The organism is Spiribacter vilamensis (genome assembly GCF_004217415.1).
Taxonomy (GTDB): domain Bacteria; phylum Pseudomonadota; class Gammaproteobacteria; order Nitrococcales; family Nitrococcaceae; genus Spiribacter; species Spiribacter vilamensis.
This window is the reverse complement of sequence record NZ_SHLI01000001.1, coordinates 1009214-1025259: the sequence shown is the minus strand read 5'-3', so window position 1 is coordinate 1025259 and position 16046 is coordinate 1009214. Positions and strand designations below refer to the sequence as shown.

Sequence of the window (16046 nt, the reverse complement as noted above, 5' to 3'; positions counted from 1 at the left end):
TCGGCTACCCTGACAGTTCTTTGGAACAGTTACAGTGAGATTGTCACAAACCGCCGGATTGCGAAGAGTCGAGCTTGCGATACAGCGTGCGCCGACCGATCCCGAGGATGTCCGCCGCGCGGCGGCGGTTCCCGCCAACGGCATCCAGCACATGGCGGATGTGGCTCGCTTCGACATCGGCGAGGGTGGCTAGGGAGCGATCATCTTCGCCGCGGGTGGGTGTCGCGGCGCCCGGCGTCCGGCCGACGCGGGCGGGTAGATCCGTCGCGTCGATCTGCTGGTCACCGGCGAACGCGAGGGCGCGCTCCATGGCGTTGGCGAGCTCGCGCACGTTGCCGGGCCAGTCGTGGGCGGCCAGCTCGGCATGCGCCTCGGGGCTGAGCGCGGGTGGCTCGCGGCCCTGGCGGCGGGCCGCCGCGGCGAGGAACCCCACTGCCAGTCGATCAATGTCCTCACCGCGCTGGCGCAGTGGCGGCACGGTCACGGTAAACGTATCGATGCGGTAGAACAGATCCTCCCGAAACGCCCCGTCGGCGACGCGCTGCTCGAGGTCACGGTTGGTGGCGGCCACGATGCGTACGTCCACCTTGAATTCGGTATCGGCGCCCACCGGCCGCAGCGATCCATCCTCGAGCACACGCAGCAGCTTGGCCTGCAGCGGGAGGGGCATCTCGCCGATCTCGTCGAGGAAAAGCGTCCCCGTATCGGCGGCCTGCAGCAGACCGCGCCGGGTGGAATCCGCGCCGGTGAAGGCGCCGCGCACATGCCCGAAAAACTCGCTCTCGAGCAGATCGGCGGGCACGCCGGCACAGTTCACGGCGATGAAGGGCTTGCCGGCGCGATTGCTCTCGGCGTGGACGGCGGCGGCGACCAGCTCCTTGCCCGTCCCGCTCTCGCCGTGGATCAGCACCGGGCTTTCGGTGACGGCGATACGCTCAATGCTGCGGTAGAGCTGCTGCATGGGTGCGCTCTGGCCGACCATGCCATGGAAGCCCTCGCGGCCATGGAGCGCCTCGTAGCCACTCAGTCGCCGGCGCAACCGGATGTTCTCGAGGACGCGGCCCACGCTCAGGCCGAGATGGTCGAGATCGAGCGGCTTGGTCAGGAAGTCGTCGGCGTCCTTTTTCAGCGCGTCAACGGCCTGTTCGATGGTCCCGAACCCGGTGATCACGATAAAGCCGATCTCGCGGCCGCCGCCGGCATGGCGAACATGCTCGAGCAGCTGGATCCCGTCGCCATCCGGCAGGCGCAGGTCACTGACCACGAGCGCGGGGCGATGCTCGTGGAGGGCCGCGCGCGCCTCCGCCTCGCCGGCGGCGGTGACAACGGTATGCCCCAGGCCCTCGAGTTCGTCGCGCAGCAGGGCGCGCAGACTGCGGTCATCCTCGACAACCAGGATCGTGGCTATTGTCGGGTCGCTCAACTCGGTGCCTCCGTTTCGCGTCGCGGGAGTCGCAGGTCAAAGCATGCGCCGGGGAGGTCTCCCGCCGAGAGGGTGAGTTCGCCCCCGTGACTGCGGGCGACGCCATGGGCGACGGCGAGCCCGAGCCCGGTCCCCGATCCCACCGGCTTGGTGGTATGGAATGGCTCGAAGAGTCGCGCCCGCTCCGATGCCGGGATGCCGGGGCCATCATCCTCCACCCGTATATGGCTGTCGTTGGCGTCGTTATACAGGCTGACCCGAATGGTTCCGTCGGGCGCGGCCTGCACCGCGTTGTTCAACAGGTTGCAAAGCGCCTCCTCGAGGCGCGATCCGTCGATGGCAAGGACGGGCTCGTCGTCCTCATCGACCACGCCGTGCCGCTCGATTGTGACACCGGCGGCGGTGGGGTCCTCGTGGACCCGGTCCACGGCACTGGTCACAACCCGCGAGAGGCGAGTGTTGCGACGCTGTAGCGGCCGGCTGCGGGCGAAATCCATCAGCTGACGCACGGTCTGGCTGATGCGTGTCACCTCGGCCCGCATATCCTCCAGCGTCTCGCGGGTGCGAGGGTCGAGATCGCCGCGGCGAAGCAGTCCCTGGGCGCGGCCGTCGAGCACGCTCAGCGGTGTGCCGAGCTGATGGGCCACGCCTGCCGACAGCTCGCCAACGGCCGCGAGCTTGCGCGATGCCTGCAGATCCGCCTGCAGGCTCGCCTGGGTGCCGCGGCGCTCGGCGATCTCGTCGGTGGCGCGCTCGATGCGATCGAGCATGTTGTTGAATCCCTCGCCAAGCTCCCGGGTTTCCAGCGGGCCGGTGGGCACGATGCGATAGTCGAGCTGCCCGTCCGCGACCTGGTTCATGCCGCGGGCGAGGGCATTGAGCGGTGTCCCGATCGCCCGTCGGTGACCGACGATGACGATCAGCGACAGCAGGAGCGCCAGGCCGGCGAGGGCGGCCGTGCCGGTAACGCGGATGCGCCCGACCATGTGACGGAGGCTGTCCGGCTGGCGGGTGATCTGGAGGATGGCGGCGATGCGGCCACCCTGCGTTGTCAGCGGCAGGAAATAGGCATAGGTCGGGTCGTCGCCCAGCGCCGCATAGCCCTCGCTGCGCGGATTGAGTGTATCCAGCGCCTCGGTGCGTTCGGTGCTGAATCGGCGCTCGCCGACACCGGCCCCGGCGAGAAGCTCGCCGTCACGTCCGTAGATGTGCGCGCCATAGACCCGTCCGAATTCGAAGGCCGATTGCAGCGAATCCTCCAGGAGCACCGGTTCGCGTTGGCGGATCGCCCGGTTGAGGGGCTGCTGCAGGGCCCGGGCGATGAGCTCGATGTCCTCGCGCATGCGCGACTCGGCCTCGCGCTCCAGCCAGCCGATCCCGAGCCAGCCCACGAGCCCGACGCTGAGGGTGACCGGCAGCACGATGAGGGCAATGATCGTCGTACGCAGCCGCATCCGGCCGATACGATGCCAATCTGGCCGTGTCAGCATGGCAGAGGGTGAGTCATTACGGCACACATTATTCGCACTGGTAGCCTCAAAACCGCGTCTGGATCAGTCTGACGCAGTTGGCAGGGTCTTTGCACCGTTGACGGTGACCCGGATGGCCGGGGACGTTAATCCTCAATATCAGGAGTCAACCAATGCGAATCAAGACAACCCTTACCTCCCTGAGTCTGGCGGCCCTCATGGCGGCATCGATGACGGCAGGCGCGCAGAGCACGGACTTTTCCGGTGAGCAGATCGATCAGTTCGTCGAGGCGCAGAACGAGGTAATGGAAATCCGCAACGAGTATGTCCAGCGCATCGAGTCCACCGAGGATCGTGAAGAGGCGATGGCGCTCGAGCAGGAAGGCAACGAGATGATGGTCGAGGCCGTCGAGGACACCGGGCTGGAGGTTGATACCTACAGCTCCATCGCCCAGGCCGCCTCGGAAAACCAGGAGCTCGCCGAGCGCATCCAGTCGAAGATGGAGTGATTCCATCCTGCAACCAGGGGGTGGCCGAAAGGGCCTCCCCCCTTTTAACCCATTAACCTGGAGTGCTTTATGTACAAAACACCCCGTATGACCCTGCCGGGGCGGCGCCGCTGGCTGGCACTGGCCGGGCTGTTGCTGGTACTCGGTCTGTCCCCCGTTGCGTCGGCGCAGGAGGGAATCGTCGAAGGTTGCCAGATCGAGGAGTACAGCTATGAAGAGCGCATGGGGCAGCTCTACATCACCGGCTCGGCGACCTGTAGTGAGGCGCGGCTGGACCTGACCGTTTTCGATGATGCCTCCGGCGAGGAAATCGCCAGTGATTTCACCTACATCATGGACGGTGAGTTCGAGGTGTCACTCAACGCGCCCGTGCCGGAGGCGATCGTCCTCGAGTACATCATCGAGTAATGGCCACGCTTCGTCGTCTGTCAGCGGTCCATACGCACGAAAAACCCCGGGCCGGTCTGCTCGAAGGCACCGCCTGACTGGCGGATTCGCAATTGACCATCGAGCGTCCCGTCATAGAGTAGATGGCTTTCATCCTCCACCGTCGCCGCCGGCGCCACGAGTCGCGAGGAACGTCCGGTGATCTCGATGGTGGTGGGATGGAACTCTGCCAGATCGAGTGCGAAGTTGATGGATGCAAGCTCGTCCTGCAGCGCCTCAAAGCGCTCACCGCTCTCCAGCGTGACCCGATGCAGGCCGCTGAAGATCGTCGATTCGGTGAATGAGACGAACAGGGCATCATCGGCGTTGCGGGTGGTCAGGACCGGGACCTCGCTCTCTATGGTCACGCGCAACCCGCCGTCGACGTTTTCACGCTTGAACTCCCTGACCCTCATGTACTCACTGAGTGTGCTCCAGACATCATCCACCTGGGCACTCTGGCGGGTGTTCAGCGGTCGCGGATCGGTAAAAACCGCTTTCAAGGGTAGAAGGACCTCGTTGCCGGCCGCCGCCGAGCGCAATTGCGTAAGGTCGATCTGCAGTTCGAGCTCATCGGCCTTGCAGCCCACCAGCAGGGTGGCGATTACCGCCAGCAGAATGACGCGCCTGGCGCCTTTGTGAAGAATCCCGAGCAATGTCCACCTCCAGTGATTGGGTCGGTTATTCCTGTCTCCCGATCATTGTGACTCACGCGGAGCCAACTCGTGCGCAAAGCCGCCCGGGTTTATGATTGGGTTACAGACAAAGGTTTCCATTCGCACTCAAGGTACAGGAAGTCCCCGTGAACCAGACGACACTCGCCACCCTGCTCGCCGCCGAGGACCGAGCGGCTATTCTCGAGCACACCACCGACCGCTTCGTGCTCCCGGCCCACAGCCCACACGGGCCGGATCACTGGCATCGGGTCCGCTACAACGGCCTGTTGATCGCCGGGATCACCGGCGCCAACCCGCGTGTCATCGAGCTGTTCGCCTTTTTCCATGACAGCTGTCGGGAAACCGATGGTTGGGATGTCACGCACGGCCCGCGCGGTGCGGAACTCGCGCTCGAGGTGTTTGCCCGGGGTGATCTGCCCGCCAGCGAGGCCGAGCTTGATTTGCTCGTCACCGCCTGCCGAGGCCATACGACCGAACGCACGCATGCCGATCCGACGATCGCGAGCTGTTGGGACGCCGACCGGCTGGATCTGCCGCGCGTCGGTATTACGGTCAATCCCGACTATCTGTGCACGCAGGCGGCGCGGGATCCAGAGGTGATTGCGGCGGCGCAGGAGCGGGCGATTACTCGGGCGGATCTTCGCGACGCCTGACGCTCATGCGTCCGCGCCTGGCTTCGCTGGTGGGGTCATCGCACTCGCCTGCGGCCAGATGTACACTTGGGTCAACGTATAGGAACACCAATGAATTTGCTGGATTGAAACAGGTCGAAGCATGCAGGCCTCAATCCTTACCGGCACGTGTCAGTAGAAAGACAGACGAGGAAAAAGCAAATGGATAATGCCCATTTAAATGAAATGAAAAAGAAGTACGTGGCCAATGGCGCTGCCAGCGCCAACCCGCAGTTCGCCCATAAGTCGGAGAACGCCCTGGTCTGGGATGCGGACGGCAATCGTTTGATCGATTTTGCCGGCGGGATTGGCGTCCTCAACATCGGGCATTGCCATCCGAAGGTGGTCAAGGCCGTGCAGGAGCAGGTGGGCAATATGATGCATACCTGCCAGACCGTCATGCCTTATGAGGGCTATGTCCGGGTCGCCGAGAAGCTGAGTGGAGTTGTCCCGGTTCGCGGCCATGGCAAGGTCATGCTGGTGAATTCCGGCGCCGAGGCACTGGAGAACGCGGTCAAGATCGCGCGTGCATCGACGGGCAAAACCAACGTTATCTGCTTTGACGGCAGCTATCATGGTCGTACTTTCATGACCATGGCGATGAACGGCAAGGTCGCCCCCTACGCCGGGGATTTCGGCAGCATGCCGGGCACCGTGTTTCGCGCCCCTTATCCGGTGCCGGCCCACGGGGTCAGCGAAGAAGAGGCCATTCGCGGCCTGAAAATGGCACTGAAGACCGATGCCAACCCGCGCGATACCGCCGCGATTGTGATCGAGCCCGTGCTGGGCGAGGGCGGCTTCCATCCTGCCCCGGCAAGCTTCCTCAAGGCGATACGCGAGATCTGTGACGAGCACGGCATGCTGATGATCGTCGATGAGGTGCAGTCCGGCTTTGGTCGTACCGGCAAGATGTTTGCCATCGAGCACAGCGGTGTCGAGCCGGATTTGATGACCATGGCCAAGAGCATGGCAGCCGGTATGCCGATCTCTGCCATTGTGGGGACGGACAAACACATGGATGCCTCGGGTCCGGGCTCCCTGGGTGGCACCTATGCCGGCAGTCCGGCCTCGTGCGCGGCCGTACTGGCGGTATTCGAGGTGTTCGAGCAGGAGAACATTCTCGGCAAGAGCCAGGCGGTGGGCGAGAAGCTGGAGAAGCGTTTTTCCCAGTGGGAGAAGCAATTCGATTGCGTCGAGAACTCACGCCATCTGGGCGCCATGGCGGCGTTCGATCTCGTCACCGCTGATGGGACACCGGATGCCGACCTGACGGCGGCACTGTGTAAGCGTGTTCGCGAGAAGGGGCTGATTCTGCTGTCATGCGGTCTTTTCGGTAATACGATTCGTTTCCTCATGCCGGTTACCATTGAAGAGGAGTTGCTCGAAGAGGGCCTGGGTATTATCGAGTCGTCCCTCGCGGAGCTTACGAATCAAACCGCCTCAAGCCGTAACGTCTCGATGGCGTAATTGATACCGGCCGATAAATCCCGATCTATCGGCCGGCTTTTTAAAGGGTATTCGTCGGTCTAACGCTCGAATCCGCTCGATACCTCGATGTAGGTCCCGCCGATATCGCGCACGGTCTCCACATCATTCCGCTCGGAGGCCAGATGCACATTCTCGAGGCTCACGGCCGCTTTCTCGCGTGCCTCTGCCAGACGGGCCAGCGCATTCTCGAGCGTGTACGTGACCTCGTGAACCCGACCCATCTCCGTGGGCGAAAGCTCACCCTCGAGCAGGCTGCGCAGCTTCGCATTGCCTTCCTCGAGATTCTCCAGTGCCTCGGTCACCGTTCGCGACGGCTTGCCCTCGAAGTGATCCGCTTCTTGTGCGTGGACGAAGCCCGCGCCCATGAACGTGGCGGTAGCCAGCGCAATGGTCGCCTTGCGGGTGAAATACGTCATGGTTTGTCTCCTTGCTGAACAGGCTTTGTCGCGATGGTCATCAACGTGACGAGCGGAGCTTAATGCACAATGAGAATCATTCGCAACACTTGATCCGGGTGATCTACCGGCCGGGCGTGGCGTTTGACAGTGATAATCATTCTCATTAGCTTGAAGCTTCCAATTAGATCGACAAGGAAGACACCATGAGTGACTCAATTAATCGTACGGTTCGCCGCGTTCACGCCCGCCGGATCATTGGCGGCCTGGCGGCCGTTGCCGTCAGCGGAACCGTGTCGGCGGCCCCGGTTGGCGACATGGCCGAAACGCCACTGGAGCCCACCATGCTGCTTGCCCAGGCCGAAGGTGAAGGCGAGCACGAAGGTGCTTCAGTCGCCGGCGGTGAAGGCGAAGGCGGTGAAGGTGAAGGCGAGGGTGAAGGGGGTGCCTCCCTCGATCCGACAACCGCCTTCCTGAGCGGCCTCGGTTTCATGGAGGGGCATATCCGTGCCGGCGTTGCGCTGTATGAGGCCGGTGATCTCGAGGCGGCCAAGACTCACATGGGTCACCCGATCAAGGAAAAGTACGGCGCCGTGGCCGGGCAGCTGGAAGAGCTCGGCATGAGTGACGTGCGGGCAGACCTCACCGCCCTTGCCGATGCCGCCGAGGCGGAGGCCGATTACGAGACCGTTTCAGCGCTCTTCGCCCAGGTCTATGCCCGCTTCGAGGAAGCCCGGACGCACTACACGACGGCCGAGCAGGCGGCTGGCCTGGTCGCGCTCACCCGCGTCGCCGGCGAGGAGTACACCGTCGCCGTCAAGGGTGACGGCATCTCCAACCTGCATGAATACCAGGACAGCTGGGGCTTTATCCGCGCCGTAGAGACCGAGGCGATCCAGATGGCGGCGAGCAATAACGAGACGGTGGCGGAAGTCGGTGCCGCCATTCGCGCGCAGGTCAACGCCATGGATGGCGTCTATGGTGACCTGCAGGGCCAGGGCGATTTCGAGATAACCCCGTCGACGATCTACTCCGCGGCGGCACGCATGGAGATCGCGGCGCTCGATCTGGACTCGAACGGGGCGAACTGATCGATGGCGATCGTCATTGGCAACCTTTTCGATGAAAAGGAGCTCGCCGCACTTCGCGAGGCGGCGGAAAAGCTCGACTACGAGGATGGCGGCAAGACCGCCGGCCGATATGCACGTGACGTGAAGTCGAACCTCCAGGCCCGGAAATCGCCGGGCCTGGAGGCGATCTTCGAACAGGTACGTGCCCGACTCAACGCCAACGAGATGGTTAAGTCGGTGGCCCGACCGAAGCGCTATGCACGGATGCTGCTGTCGCGCTATCGCGGTGGCATGACCTACGGAACGCACGTCGATGACCCGGTCATGAATGGTCATCGCACGGATCTGTCCTTCACCCTGTCGTTGACCGGCGCGGATGACTACGCCGGCGGCGAACTGGTGATGGAGGACGATATCGAGGATCGGGCCATCAAGCTCGAGGCCGGGGATATCGTGTTGTACCCCACTTCGGCACTGCACCGCGTCGAGCCGGTTACATCCGGTGAAAGGGTCGCCGTCGTCGGCTGGATCACGAGCTGGGTTCGCGAGCCGGGCCAGCGCGAAATACTCCACGATCTGGATGTGGCGGCACGCTCGATCTTTGACGAGCATGGCAAGACGCCGGCCTTCGATCGGGTGTTCAAGGCAAAAGCCAACCTTTCACGCCACTGGTACGACAGTTAGTCGTAGCGCTGCGGTCCGCCGGGCCGCAGCGGTTCGCGTTCATGTGGTCTTTCCTGCATCCTCCACGGGTGTTGAGTCTTGATGACGCCCAGCGATCGAGAGTGCAGGCCATGTCGGAAGCCGAGTCCATCTCCATTGATCAGTTCCCCACCGGGTGCCTGGTCTCCGACGGCCAGCGTCGCATCCTCTATGCCAACCGCTACATCCAGGACCACTTCGGCTATCGCAGTGCCGATCTGGTAGAGGTCGATCTGTTTACGCTCCTCAATCGGGCGTCGCAGATCATGTACGAGACCTACCTGGTGCCATTGCTCGAGCACGATGGCTACTTCGATGAGCTGCGCTTGACGCTGCAGACGGCTGCGGGCGAGTCCTGCGCGGTGATGGTGAGTGCGCGCTGCGAGTACGGGAACGGGACGCGCATTTACTGGAGCGTGTCGAGTGCGAAGCGATCCGAGCAGCTGTTCCAGGAGTTGACCGAGGCCCGCGCATTGCTCGAGCAGAAGAACTCGCTGCTCCATAACCTCGCCGAGCAGGATTACCTGACCGGCATTCGCAACCGCGATGCCCTGACTCGTCGACTCGAGCAGATCATTGCGACGGGTCTGCCCGGGCAGCAGACGTTCGCGCTCGCCTTCATCGACTTGGATGGATTCAAGGCCATCAACGACGACCACGGGCACGCCGCGGGAGATCAGCTGCTGCGTCAGGTGGCCGAGCGAATGAGCGACAATCTACGCAGCAACGACCTTCTCGCGCGGTTTGGTGGAGACGAGTTCATTTTGCTGCTGCAAGGGGCGATGGGCGAGTCGATGATCCGGCGGTTGCTGGGGCGCCTGCTCGAGGAAATCGCTCGACCCTTCGAGGTTGACGGCGTCGCCCTGTCGGTATCCGCCAGTATCGGTGTGACGGTCTATCCGCAGGCGACTGATATCGAGCCGGATCAGCTGATCCGCCAGGCCGACCAGGCCATGTACGAGGCTAAGCGAACGGGTCGCAACCAGATCCGTTTCTTCAACGTCCAGCAGGCCGAGAAGGATGTCCATCGGCGAACCGAGATCGACGCAATCAGCGATGCCATTACCGATAACCAGTTCGAGCTCTACTACCAGCCTAAAGTGGACATGCGCAGTGGGGAGGTGATGGGCGCCGAGGCACTGATCCGGCGCAATCACCCGGAGCACGGTCTCCAGCCGCCATCGGCGTTTCTGCCGCTACTGGATGGAACGGAAACCGGCATCACGCTGGGCCAGTGGGTCGTGCGCCGCGCGGTGGAACAGATCCGCGAGTGGCGTCGGCAGGGCATCGATATGCACGTGAGTGTGAATATCGCCGGCTACCATCTCCAGCACCCCGATTTCCTCGAGCACCTCCGCGCTACACTCACGGCGTTCGCGGCCGTGCCGAACAACCGCCTGGAGCTGGAGGTGCTCGAATCAAGCGCGATCGAGGACGTGGGCCAGGCGGCCCGGGTGCTTCAGCTCTGTCGAATGATGGGCGTGAAGGTGTCGCTGGACGACTTCGGGACGGGCTACTCCACCCTCGGGCATTTGCGGGATCTACCACTCGATACGCTCAAGATCGATCGACGCTTTGTCCAGACCATGCTGACCGACGACGGTGATCGCGCGATCCTGCGCGGCGTTATCGGGTTTGCCGGGGCGTTTGACTGCGGGCTGATCGCCGAGGGCGTGGAGACGATTCAGCATGCCGGTGCCCTGATGGATCTGGGGTGTCTCTGGGGGCAGGGGTATTATATCGCCCGACCCATGCGGGCCTGCGAGTTGCTCGAGTGGGTCGAGCGCTGGCGTCAGTCCGGCTTCGTCGAGAAATTCGGAGCGCTTCATGAAGGATTGTGAAGACATTACCGCCCGGAACAACGTCAATATCGTCGGGACAGGTTCGACGACGCTCATGCTTGCGCACGGCTTCGGCTGCGACCAGCAGATGTGGCAATACCTCCTGCCAATGCTGACCGACCATTACCGCCTGGTTCTGTTCGATTACGTCGGGTCCGGCCAATCCGACCTCTCGGCGTTCAGCGCGTCCCGTTACCGTACTCTCGAGGGATATGCCCGCGACGTGAACGAGATCTGCGCCGCGCTCGATCTAGAGAATGTGGTTTTCGTTGGCCATTCCGTGAGCGCCATCATCGGGCTGCTGGCCGCACTGGAGGCACCGTCGCGATTTGCCGGGCACGCGATGGTTTGTCCGTCACCCTGTTTCCTGAACAAGCCGCCCGACTACCACGGTGGGTTCGAACGCGAGGATCTCGCCGAACTCATCGCGCTCATGGACCAGAACCACCTGGGTTGGGCGCACCAGCTGGCGCCGCTGGTGATGGGGCATGAAAGCCCGCAACGCCTGACCGACGAACTGACCGCCAGCTTCTGCTCCACCGATCCACTGGTGGCGAGGACGTTCGCCGATGCCACGTTTTTCTCCGACTACCGATCGATCCTGCCGCAGGTCGCGCAGCCTGGCCTGATCCTTCAGAGCGCGTCGGACACGCTCGCCAACCCGTCCGTGGGGCGCTACATGCATGCCCATATGCCCGACAGCACCCTGCGCATCCTGCCGACTGCCGGTCATGCCATTCACATGACCCATCCCGAGCTTGTTCGCGATGAACTGCTCAGCTTCGCCGCGTAGGGCTGAAACGGGCACGACAACTCATTAATGCGGCAACAAAACCAATCGGGAGATTGCCATGCGACTGACCGCTCCAAGCTTCATTATTCTGGCCATTTCGCTCGCCTGTGGGCTATTCGCACTGCTGCGCGTGTTCGGGGTGGTGCTGATCACGCTGCCGATTTCCGGCTTCTGGCTGATGACGGTCGCCTGGGGCTTGCTGGTCTTCGGCGTGCTGTTCCGTAAGGTCTAGAAAAAGGAGGTCCCCATGAGTGATTCCGTGAATGAAAAGCGCTATAGCGCCGCGGTCCAGACCGCGCGTGATTACTACAACAGCGAGGATGCCGACAATTTCTACGCGCTCGTCTGGGGTGGCGAAGATATCCATGTCGGTCTCTACGAGTATCCACAGGAGGATATCTACACGGCCAGCGTGCGCAGCAATGCGGTTATGGCCGGGCGGATACCGGGGCTTGGCGCGAACACGCGCGTCATCGACCTGGGGTCGGGCTATGGGGGCGCACTGCGCTACCTGGCCCGCGAATATGGCTGCCCGGGGATCGGCTTCAACGTGAGCGAGCGCGAGAACGAGCGCGGCCGACGGCAGAATGCCGAACAGGCCCTTGATGATCGCGTCGAGATCGTCGACGGCAACTTCGAGGACGTGACCTACGAGGACGCCAGCTTCGACGTGGTCTGGTCACAGGAGGCATTCCTGCACAGCGGCGATCGGCGCCGTTTGCTGGAAGAGGCTGTGCGCATCCTCCGCCCGGGAGGCACACTGATCTTCAGCGATCCGATGCAGGCCGATGACCGATCGAACGAGGGACTGCAGCCCATCCTCGACCGTCTGCACCTCGACTCGCTCGGCTCCCCGGATTTCTATCGCGACACGCTGCGCGAGCTCGGCCTCGAGGAGGTTGGTTTCGATCAGCGCGGCGGGATGATTGCTGCGCATTACGGCCGTGTGCGCGAAGTGCTGGTCGACGAGCAGGACAGGGTCGGGCAGTACGTCAGCGGTGACTACATCGAGCGCATGAAACGCGGGCTGCAACACTGGGTCGACGGTGGCAACCGCGGTGATCTGACCTGGGGCATTTTCACCTTCCGTAAACCGTAATGGCGCTGAAATGACAACACTCCTACGCAACCGTAATGTCTGGTTGAGCATCGTGCTGGGACTCCTCGGCGCGACGCGTGTCTGGTCAATGGCCGGCGGCGGCGTCGCGGAGTTGCCGCATATCGCGGCGGCGCTGACGGTCCTGATTCCCGCGGTGATCTTCGGCGTCATGATGCAGCGGGTCTGGCCTGCCGTGGTGGGGTTGCTGATCGTGGTCGGTATCGAACTGTCACTGTTATGAGGGCGCTATGAAGCTGTTTATCTACGGACTGCTGCGGCCGGGATTCGAGGGGGCGAAACTGCTCGGCAACGCCCGCTCGCTGGGCGAGGCGACAACGCAGGGGTGGCTCTACGATCTGGGGGGCTACCCGGGACTGGTTGCTGGAGACGGTATCGTCCACGGCGAGGTCTGCGAGGTCGACGATGCCCGTCTGCCCGAGATCGACGCCTTCGAGCAGTATGATCCAGCCGATCCGGCGGGATCACTCTACGTCCGCGATGTGTTCACGGCCCGGCAGGCAGAGACCGGCGAGGCGCTATCGGTGCAGGCCTACCGCTATAATCGCCAGCCGCTGGCGGAGGGGTGGATCCCGAGCGGGGATTATCGCAGCGGTGCCAGGCATGAGGACTGATTTCGCTCTATAAGTAGGGGGCGGATAGTCCTGAACCCGTCGATCTTCAGTGAGCGCTGACTCAGTCGTCCCACACCATCCGATCGCGGCCGAGGTTTTTGGCCCGAAAGAGTCGGGCATCGGCGACCGCGGTCAACGCCTGCAGTGACAACGTCTCCTCTTTCAGCTCCGAGGCCATGACCAGTCCGGCGCTCACCGTGAGCGTCATGGGCAGGCCATCGTCATGTTCCGTCAGGGTGCGTGTCCGCTCGAGCACACGCTCAACGGATTGCCGGGCGTCAGTCAGCGGGGTGTCAGGGAACACGATGACAAACTCTTCACCCCCGTACCGGGCGACAACATCAATGCCTCGCACGCAACTGCGGGCAATGGCGGCGAATCGACGCAGGGCGTGGTCCCCCGTGCCATGCCCGTAGGTGTCATTGATGCGTTTGAAATGATCGAGATCGAGAATGGCCGTGGCAAAGTCCTGGCCATGACGTGAGTAGTTCTTGATGCTCTCCGTCAGACGAGTCTCCAGGTAGCGACGATTGGGCAGGCCGGTGAGCGCATCGGTGATCGACATGCTCATCACCTCCTGTTCCAGCCGGTTCTTCTCCAGCGCCCCGGACATGAGGTTGGCAATGACCAGCAACAGATCCGTCTGATCCTCGCGCCAGTCGCGCGCGGTCACGGAATCGACACCGAAAAAGCCGATCACCTGCTGGTTGATTTTGACCGGTACCCCGAACATCGAGCGCACCTGCTGGCGGCGGAGTACTTCCCGCTCTATCGCCGCTTCCTCCGGCAGTGCCTCGACGTCACGGACAAAAGCGACCTCCTCGTTGTCCACCATGCCGGCGATCTTCCGCCACCACCATCTGAATTCCGCCAGCGACACGTCCTGCATGTCTTCGATAACCGACGGGATTTCCGGCGCGCACCATTCATGGGTATTGGTCATGATCTTCTGGTCAGGCGAAAAGCGGAACAGATAGGCGCGATCGACCCCGAAGAACTCGCCGATGCGGCGGAGAATGTAGTTGATCTGCGGGTCGATGTTGCCGAATCCATAACTGACGAGGTGGGCAGACAAGTCCGCGACAAGGCGCTGGAAACGGAATTGATAGCGTTGCTCCTGCTCCGCGATCCGGCGCGCCGTTATGTCGCGTCCAATCCCCAGGTAAAGGGTCTCGCCGGTCTCGTCATCGTAAATGGGAGCGGCATTGGACATGTGCCATCGGATCTCTCCGCTTTTATGTCGTACGCGGAATTCAATCTCCCTTTTTCTCTCGCCCGTGCTGAGCACCTCGTGCAGGAAGCGCTGGAACTGCGTCTGGTCCTCGATATATATAAAGGATTTCAGTGGTTGGCCCCGGACCTCGCTTACCGCATGGCCAAGCATCGCCGTCCAGTTCGGGGAGACGTAGGTCAGAAGGCCTTTGGCGTTGACCGTGTAGATGATGTCGTTGGCATTCTCCACGATCAGGCGGAACTGGCGTTCCCGGGCGAGGAGGGCGATCTCCATTTCCTTGTAGTCTTGCACCTCGGCGAAATAGCCGTACCAGACGATGCCGCCGTCGTCCTGTGTCGCCGGCATGGACTGGGCATTGATCCATCGGTATTGCCCATCCCTGAACCGGATGCGGAACTGGCCGCGCCAGAGGGCAAGGGTGCGCGCGGACTGGTCGATGTTCCGGGCAACGGTGCCGGCATCGGTCGGCTCGATTCTCTGGATGAGCGGCGCGGCGTCCTGGTGAAGTTGTGCCGGCGTCAGGTCAAACCATGCCGTCACCCGGTCGCTGATGTAGGTAAAGCTGTCCTGTCCGCCGTCGGCGGGGCGTCGAAAGCTGAAGATAATGCCGGGCACGTTGTCGGTGACTTGACGCAGGAAGCGGAGGGTCGCCTCGATCTGCTCGTTGGCGTGGCGCAATTCCTCGGTACGCGCGATCACCTGCTGGCGGAGCCAGCGGCGCTGCAGCAGGAGAAAAGATGCGCCGGCGAGCAGGATGCCCAGTAATGAAACGCCGAGGATGGTCAGGATCAGGCGCACCGGAACGACTTCCCGGGTTTCGCCGCGGAGCCAGCGCTGTTCGATCTGTCGCAGAGTCTCGTCGCTCACGCCTGCTATCGCGCGGTTGAACCCGCTCGTCAACGCCTCATCACCTGCCTTGACGCCCACTCTCAATGGCTTCGTGTAGAGCACCTCAAGGGGGCGGAATGCCGCAGGGTCAGTGTGGCGAGCGAGCAGAAACATGCCCACTGGATAGTCGGCGATGAAGACTTCGACCTCGTTCGCGACCGCGGCCTCCACCATCGCGTCGTTGTTCGGATAGGTTTTCAGGGCCAGATCCGGCCGCTCACTCTGCATGAACGTTTTCTCGAAGCTGCCCGCGACCACGCCGATTGCCCGGTTACCCAGTGCATCGAGGTCAGGGATCGGCAAATCCGAGGCCGTGAACGCGGCCGTGCTGAGCGGCAGCAGCTCGTCGCTGAAGTCGAGGAACGCGTCTCTTTCGCTGGAGAAGAACAGCCCGCCATGCACATCCGCCACACCGTCACGGACCAGCTCGATGGATTGGGGCCAGTCCACCAGCCGGAATTCCACGGGGCGATCCAGTTCTTCACCGAGAATCCGCCACAGATCGATGAGCAGTCCGCGGGGCTGATCATTCCCGTCGAGGTAAGCGAAAGGCGGCCAGGCATGATCCTGGGCGACGATCAGCGGCGCTCGGCTTTCCGCCTGTTGCTCAGAATTCGGTTCGGCCGACGCCCCCGTGGATAGCAACAGCGCCAGCAGGACACCCGACCAGCAACGCCCGTCGCCGGGGCCTGTTCCATCAGCATGTCGCTGCGATCCATGCATCAGCGT

17 protein-coding genes are annotated in these 16046 nt (G+C 62.8%); 12 read left to right on the top strand and 5 right to left on the bottom strand.

Translation table 11 applies throughout. The features are described from left to right. Positions 1-43 precede the first annotated feature (43 nt). Together EV698_RS05110 and EV698_RS05105 are read right to left on the bottom strand one after the other, a co-directional pair. Positions 44-1423 (bottom strand): sigma-54-dependent transcriptional regulator, encoded by a 1380-nt coding sequence (locus EV698_RS05110; RefSeq protein WP_130503050.1) that lies wholly within the window; start codon positions 1421-1423, stop codon positions 44-46. Then, positions 1420-2913: a sensor histidine kinase gene (locus EV698_RS05105; protein ID WP_130503049.1), complete on the bottom strand. Its 1494-nt coding sequence runs from the start codon at positions 2911-2913 to the stop codon at positions 1420-1422. The genes EV698_RS05110 and EV698_RS05105 overlap by 4 nt, the downstream gene beginning before the upstream one ends. Before the next feature lie 152 nt (positions 2914-3065). Between EV698_RS05105 and EV698_RS05100 the strand changes: the two genes are divergently transcribed. Further along, positions 3066-3401 (top strand): DUF4168 domain-containing protein, encoded by a 336-nt coding sequence (locus EV698_RS05100; RefSeq protein ID WP_130503048.1) that lies wholly within the window; start codon positions 3066-3068, stop codon positions 3399-3401. Between the two features lie 69 nt (positions 3402-3470). Continuing rightward, positions 3471-3809, top strand: a complete 339-nt coding sequence (locus tag EV698_RS05095) for a hypothetical protein (RefSeq protein WP_130503047.1) — start codon at positions 3471-3473, stop codon at positions 3807-3809. A 20-nt stretch (positions 3810-3829) separates the two neighbouring features. Here the strand turns inward: EV698_RS05095 and EV698_RS05090 are convergent, their stop codons facing one another. Next, a complete protein-coding gene (locus tag EV698_RS05090; protein WP_130503046.1) occupies positions 3830-4483 on the bottom strand; it encodes a hypothetical protein in 654 nt (217 codons plus the stop codon). 146 nt (positions 4484-4629) lie between these two features. Here EV698_RS05090 and EV698_RS05085 point away from each other — a divergent pair, with 146 nt between their 5' ends. Together EV698_RS05085 and EV698_RS05080 are read left to right on the top strand one after the other, a co-directional pair. After that, on the top strand, positions 4630-5157 hold the full coding sequence (locus tag EV698_RS05085) for an HD domain-containing protein (RefSeq protein ID WP_130503045.1): 528 nt from the start codon (positions 4630-4632) through the stop codon (positions 5155-5157). 180 nt (positions 5158-5337) lie between these two features. Continuing rightward, positions 5338-6642: an aspartate aminotransferase family protein gene (locus EV698_RS05080; protein ID WP_130503044.1), complete on the top strand. Its 1305-nt coding sequence runs from the start codon at positions 5338-5340 to the stop codon at positions 6640-6642. A 59-nt stretch (positions 6643-6701) separates the two neighbouring features. Here the strand turns inward: EV698_RS05080 and EV698_RS05075 are convergent, their stop codons facing one another. Further along, positions 6702-7079 (bottom strand): DUF6746 family protein, encoded by a 378-nt coding sequence (locus EV698_RS05075; RefSeq protein ID WP_130503043.1) that lies wholly within the window; start codon positions 7077-7079, stop codon positions 6702-6704. 185 nt (positions 7080-7264) lie between these two features. On the opposite strand from EV698_RS05075, the gene EV698_RS05065 reads away from it, so the two are divergent. Genes EV698_RS05065 through EV698_RS05035 form a run of 8 tightly spaced genes read left to right on the top strand, consistent with a single transcriptional unit; the run spans position 7265 to position 13195 of the window. Further along, the gene (locus tag EV698_RS05065; RefSeq protein WP_165385729.1) at positions 7265-8149 is read left to right on the top strand and encodes a hypothetical protein; all 885 of its coding nucleotides are present in this window, start codon (positions 7265-7267) and stop codon (positions 8147-8149) included. Positions 8150-8152: 3 nt separating this feature from the next. Beyond that, on the top strand, positions 8153-8812 hold the full coding sequence (locus EV698_RS05060) for a Fe2+-dependent dioxygenase (RefSeq protein ID WP_130503040.1): 660 nt from the start codon (positions 8153-8155) through the stop codon (positions 8810-8812). A gap of 41 nt (positions 8813-8853) precedes the next feature. Beyond that, the gene (locus EV698_RS05055) at positions 8854-10671 is read left to right on the top strand and encodes a putative bifunctional diguanylate cyclase/phosphodiesterase (RefSeq protein ID WP_207220499.1); all 1818 of its coding nucleotides are present in this window, start codon (positions 8854-8856) and stop codon (positions 10669-10671) included. After that, a complete protein-coding gene (locus EV698_RS05050) occupies positions 10658-11464 on the top strand; it encodes an alpha/beta fold hydrolase (protein ID WP_130503039.1) in 807 nt (268 codons plus the stop codon). The genes EV698_RS05055 and EV698_RS05050 overlap by 14 nt, the downstream gene beginning before the upstream one ends. A gap of 58 nt (positions 11465-11522) precedes the next feature. Then, positions 11523-11696: a hypothetical protein gene (locus EV698_RS10290; protein WP_165385728.1), complete on the top strand. Its 174-nt coding sequence runs from the start codon at positions 11523-11525 to the stop codon at positions 11694-11696. A 15-nt stretch (positions 11697-11711) separates the two neighbouring features. Then, the gene (locus EV698_RS05045; RefSeq protein ID WP_130503038.1) at positions 11712-12563 is read left to right on the top strand and encodes a methyltransferase domain-containing protein; all 852 of its coding nucleotides are present in this window, start codon (positions 11712-11714) and stop codon (positions 12561-12563) included. A 10-nt stretch (positions 12564-12573) separates the two neighbouring features. Continuing rightward, positions 12574-12804: a hypothetical protein gene (locus EV698_RS05040; RefSeq protein WP_130503037.1), complete on the top strand. Its 231-nt coding sequence runs from the start codon at positions 12574-12576 to the stop codon at positions 12802-12804. 7 nt (positions 12805-12811) lie between these two features. Continuing rightward, the gene (locus EV698_RS05035) at positions 12812-13195 is read left to right on the top strand and encodes a gamma-glutamylcyclotransferase family protein (RefSeq protein ID WP_130503036.1); all 384 of its coding nucleotides are present in this window, start codon (positions 12812-12814) and stop codon (positions 13193-13195) included. Positions 13196-13256: 61 nt separating this feature from the next. On the opposite strand, the gene EV698_RS05030 is transcribed toward EV698_RS05035, so the two are convergent. Then, entirely contained in the window at positions 13257-16040 is a 2784-nt protein-coding gene (locus EV698_RS05030) for a diguanylate cyclase (protein WP_130503035.1), read from the bottom strand. Positions 16041-16046: the final 6 nt, after the last annotated feature.

What these genes read in the sequence shown, in the direction of transcription:
- EV698_RS05080 (WP_130503044.1), top strand. Translation starts at nt 5,338, where the DNA reads ATGGATAATGCCCATTTAAATGAAATGAAAAAGAAGTACGTGGCCAAT.
- EV698_RS05040 (WP_130503037.1), top strand. Translation starts at nt 12,574, where the DNA reads ATGACAACACTCCTACGCAACCGTAATGTCTGGTTGAGCATCGTGCTG.
- EV698_RS10290 (WP_165385728.1), top strand. Translation starts at nt 11,523, where the DNA reads ATGCGACTGACCGCTCCAAGCTTCATTATTCTGGCCATTTCGCTCGCC.
- EV698_RS05065 (WP_165385729.1), top strand. Translation starts at nt 7,265, where the DNA reads ATGAGTGACTCAATTAATCGTACGGTTCGCCGCGTTCACGCCCGCCGG.
- EV698_RS05050 (WP_130503039.1), top strand. Translation starts at nt 10,658, where the DNA reads ATGAAGGATTGTGAAGACATTACCGCCCGGAACAACGTCAATATCGTC.
- EV698_RS05060 (WP_130503040.1), top strand. Translation starts at nt 8,153, where the DNA reads ATGGCGATCGTCATTGGCAACCTTTTCGATGAAAAGGAGCTCGCCGCA.
- EV698_RS05105 (WP_130503049.1), bottom strand. Translation starts at nt 2,913, where the DNA reads ATGCTGACACGGCCAGATTGGCATCGTATCGGCCGGATGCGGCTGCGT.
- EV698_RS05055 (WP_207220499.1), top strand. Translation starts at nt 8,854, where the DNA reads ATGTGGTCTTTCCTGCATCCTCCACGGGTGTTGAGTCTTGATGACGCC.
- EV698_RS05030 (WP_130503035.1), bottom strand. Translation starts at nt 16,040, where the DNA reads ATGCATGGATCGCAGCGACATGCTGATGGAACAGGCCCCGGCGACGGG.
- EV698_RS05035 (WP_130503036.1), top strand. Translation starts at nt 12,812, where the DNA reads ATGAAGCTGTTTATCTACGGACTGCTGCGGCCGGGATTCGAGGGGGCG.
- EV698_RS05045 (WP_130503038.1), top strand. Translation starts at nt 11,712, where the DNA reads ATGAGTGATTCCGTGAATGAAAAGCGCTATAGCGCCGCGGTCCAGACC.
- EV698_RS05095 (WP_130503047.1), top strand. Translation starts at nt 3,471, where the DNA reads ATGTACAAAACACCCCGTATGACCCTGCCGGGGCGGCGCCGCTGGCTG.
- EV698_RS05100 (WP_130503048.1), top strand. Translation starts at nt 3,066, where the DNA reads ATGCGAATCAAGACAACCCTTACCTCCCTGAGTCTGGCGGCCCTCATG.
- EV698_RS05075 (WP_130503043.1), bottom strand. Translation starts at nt 7,079, where the DNA reads ATGACGTATTTCACCCGCAAGGCGACCATTGCGCTGGCTACCGCCACG.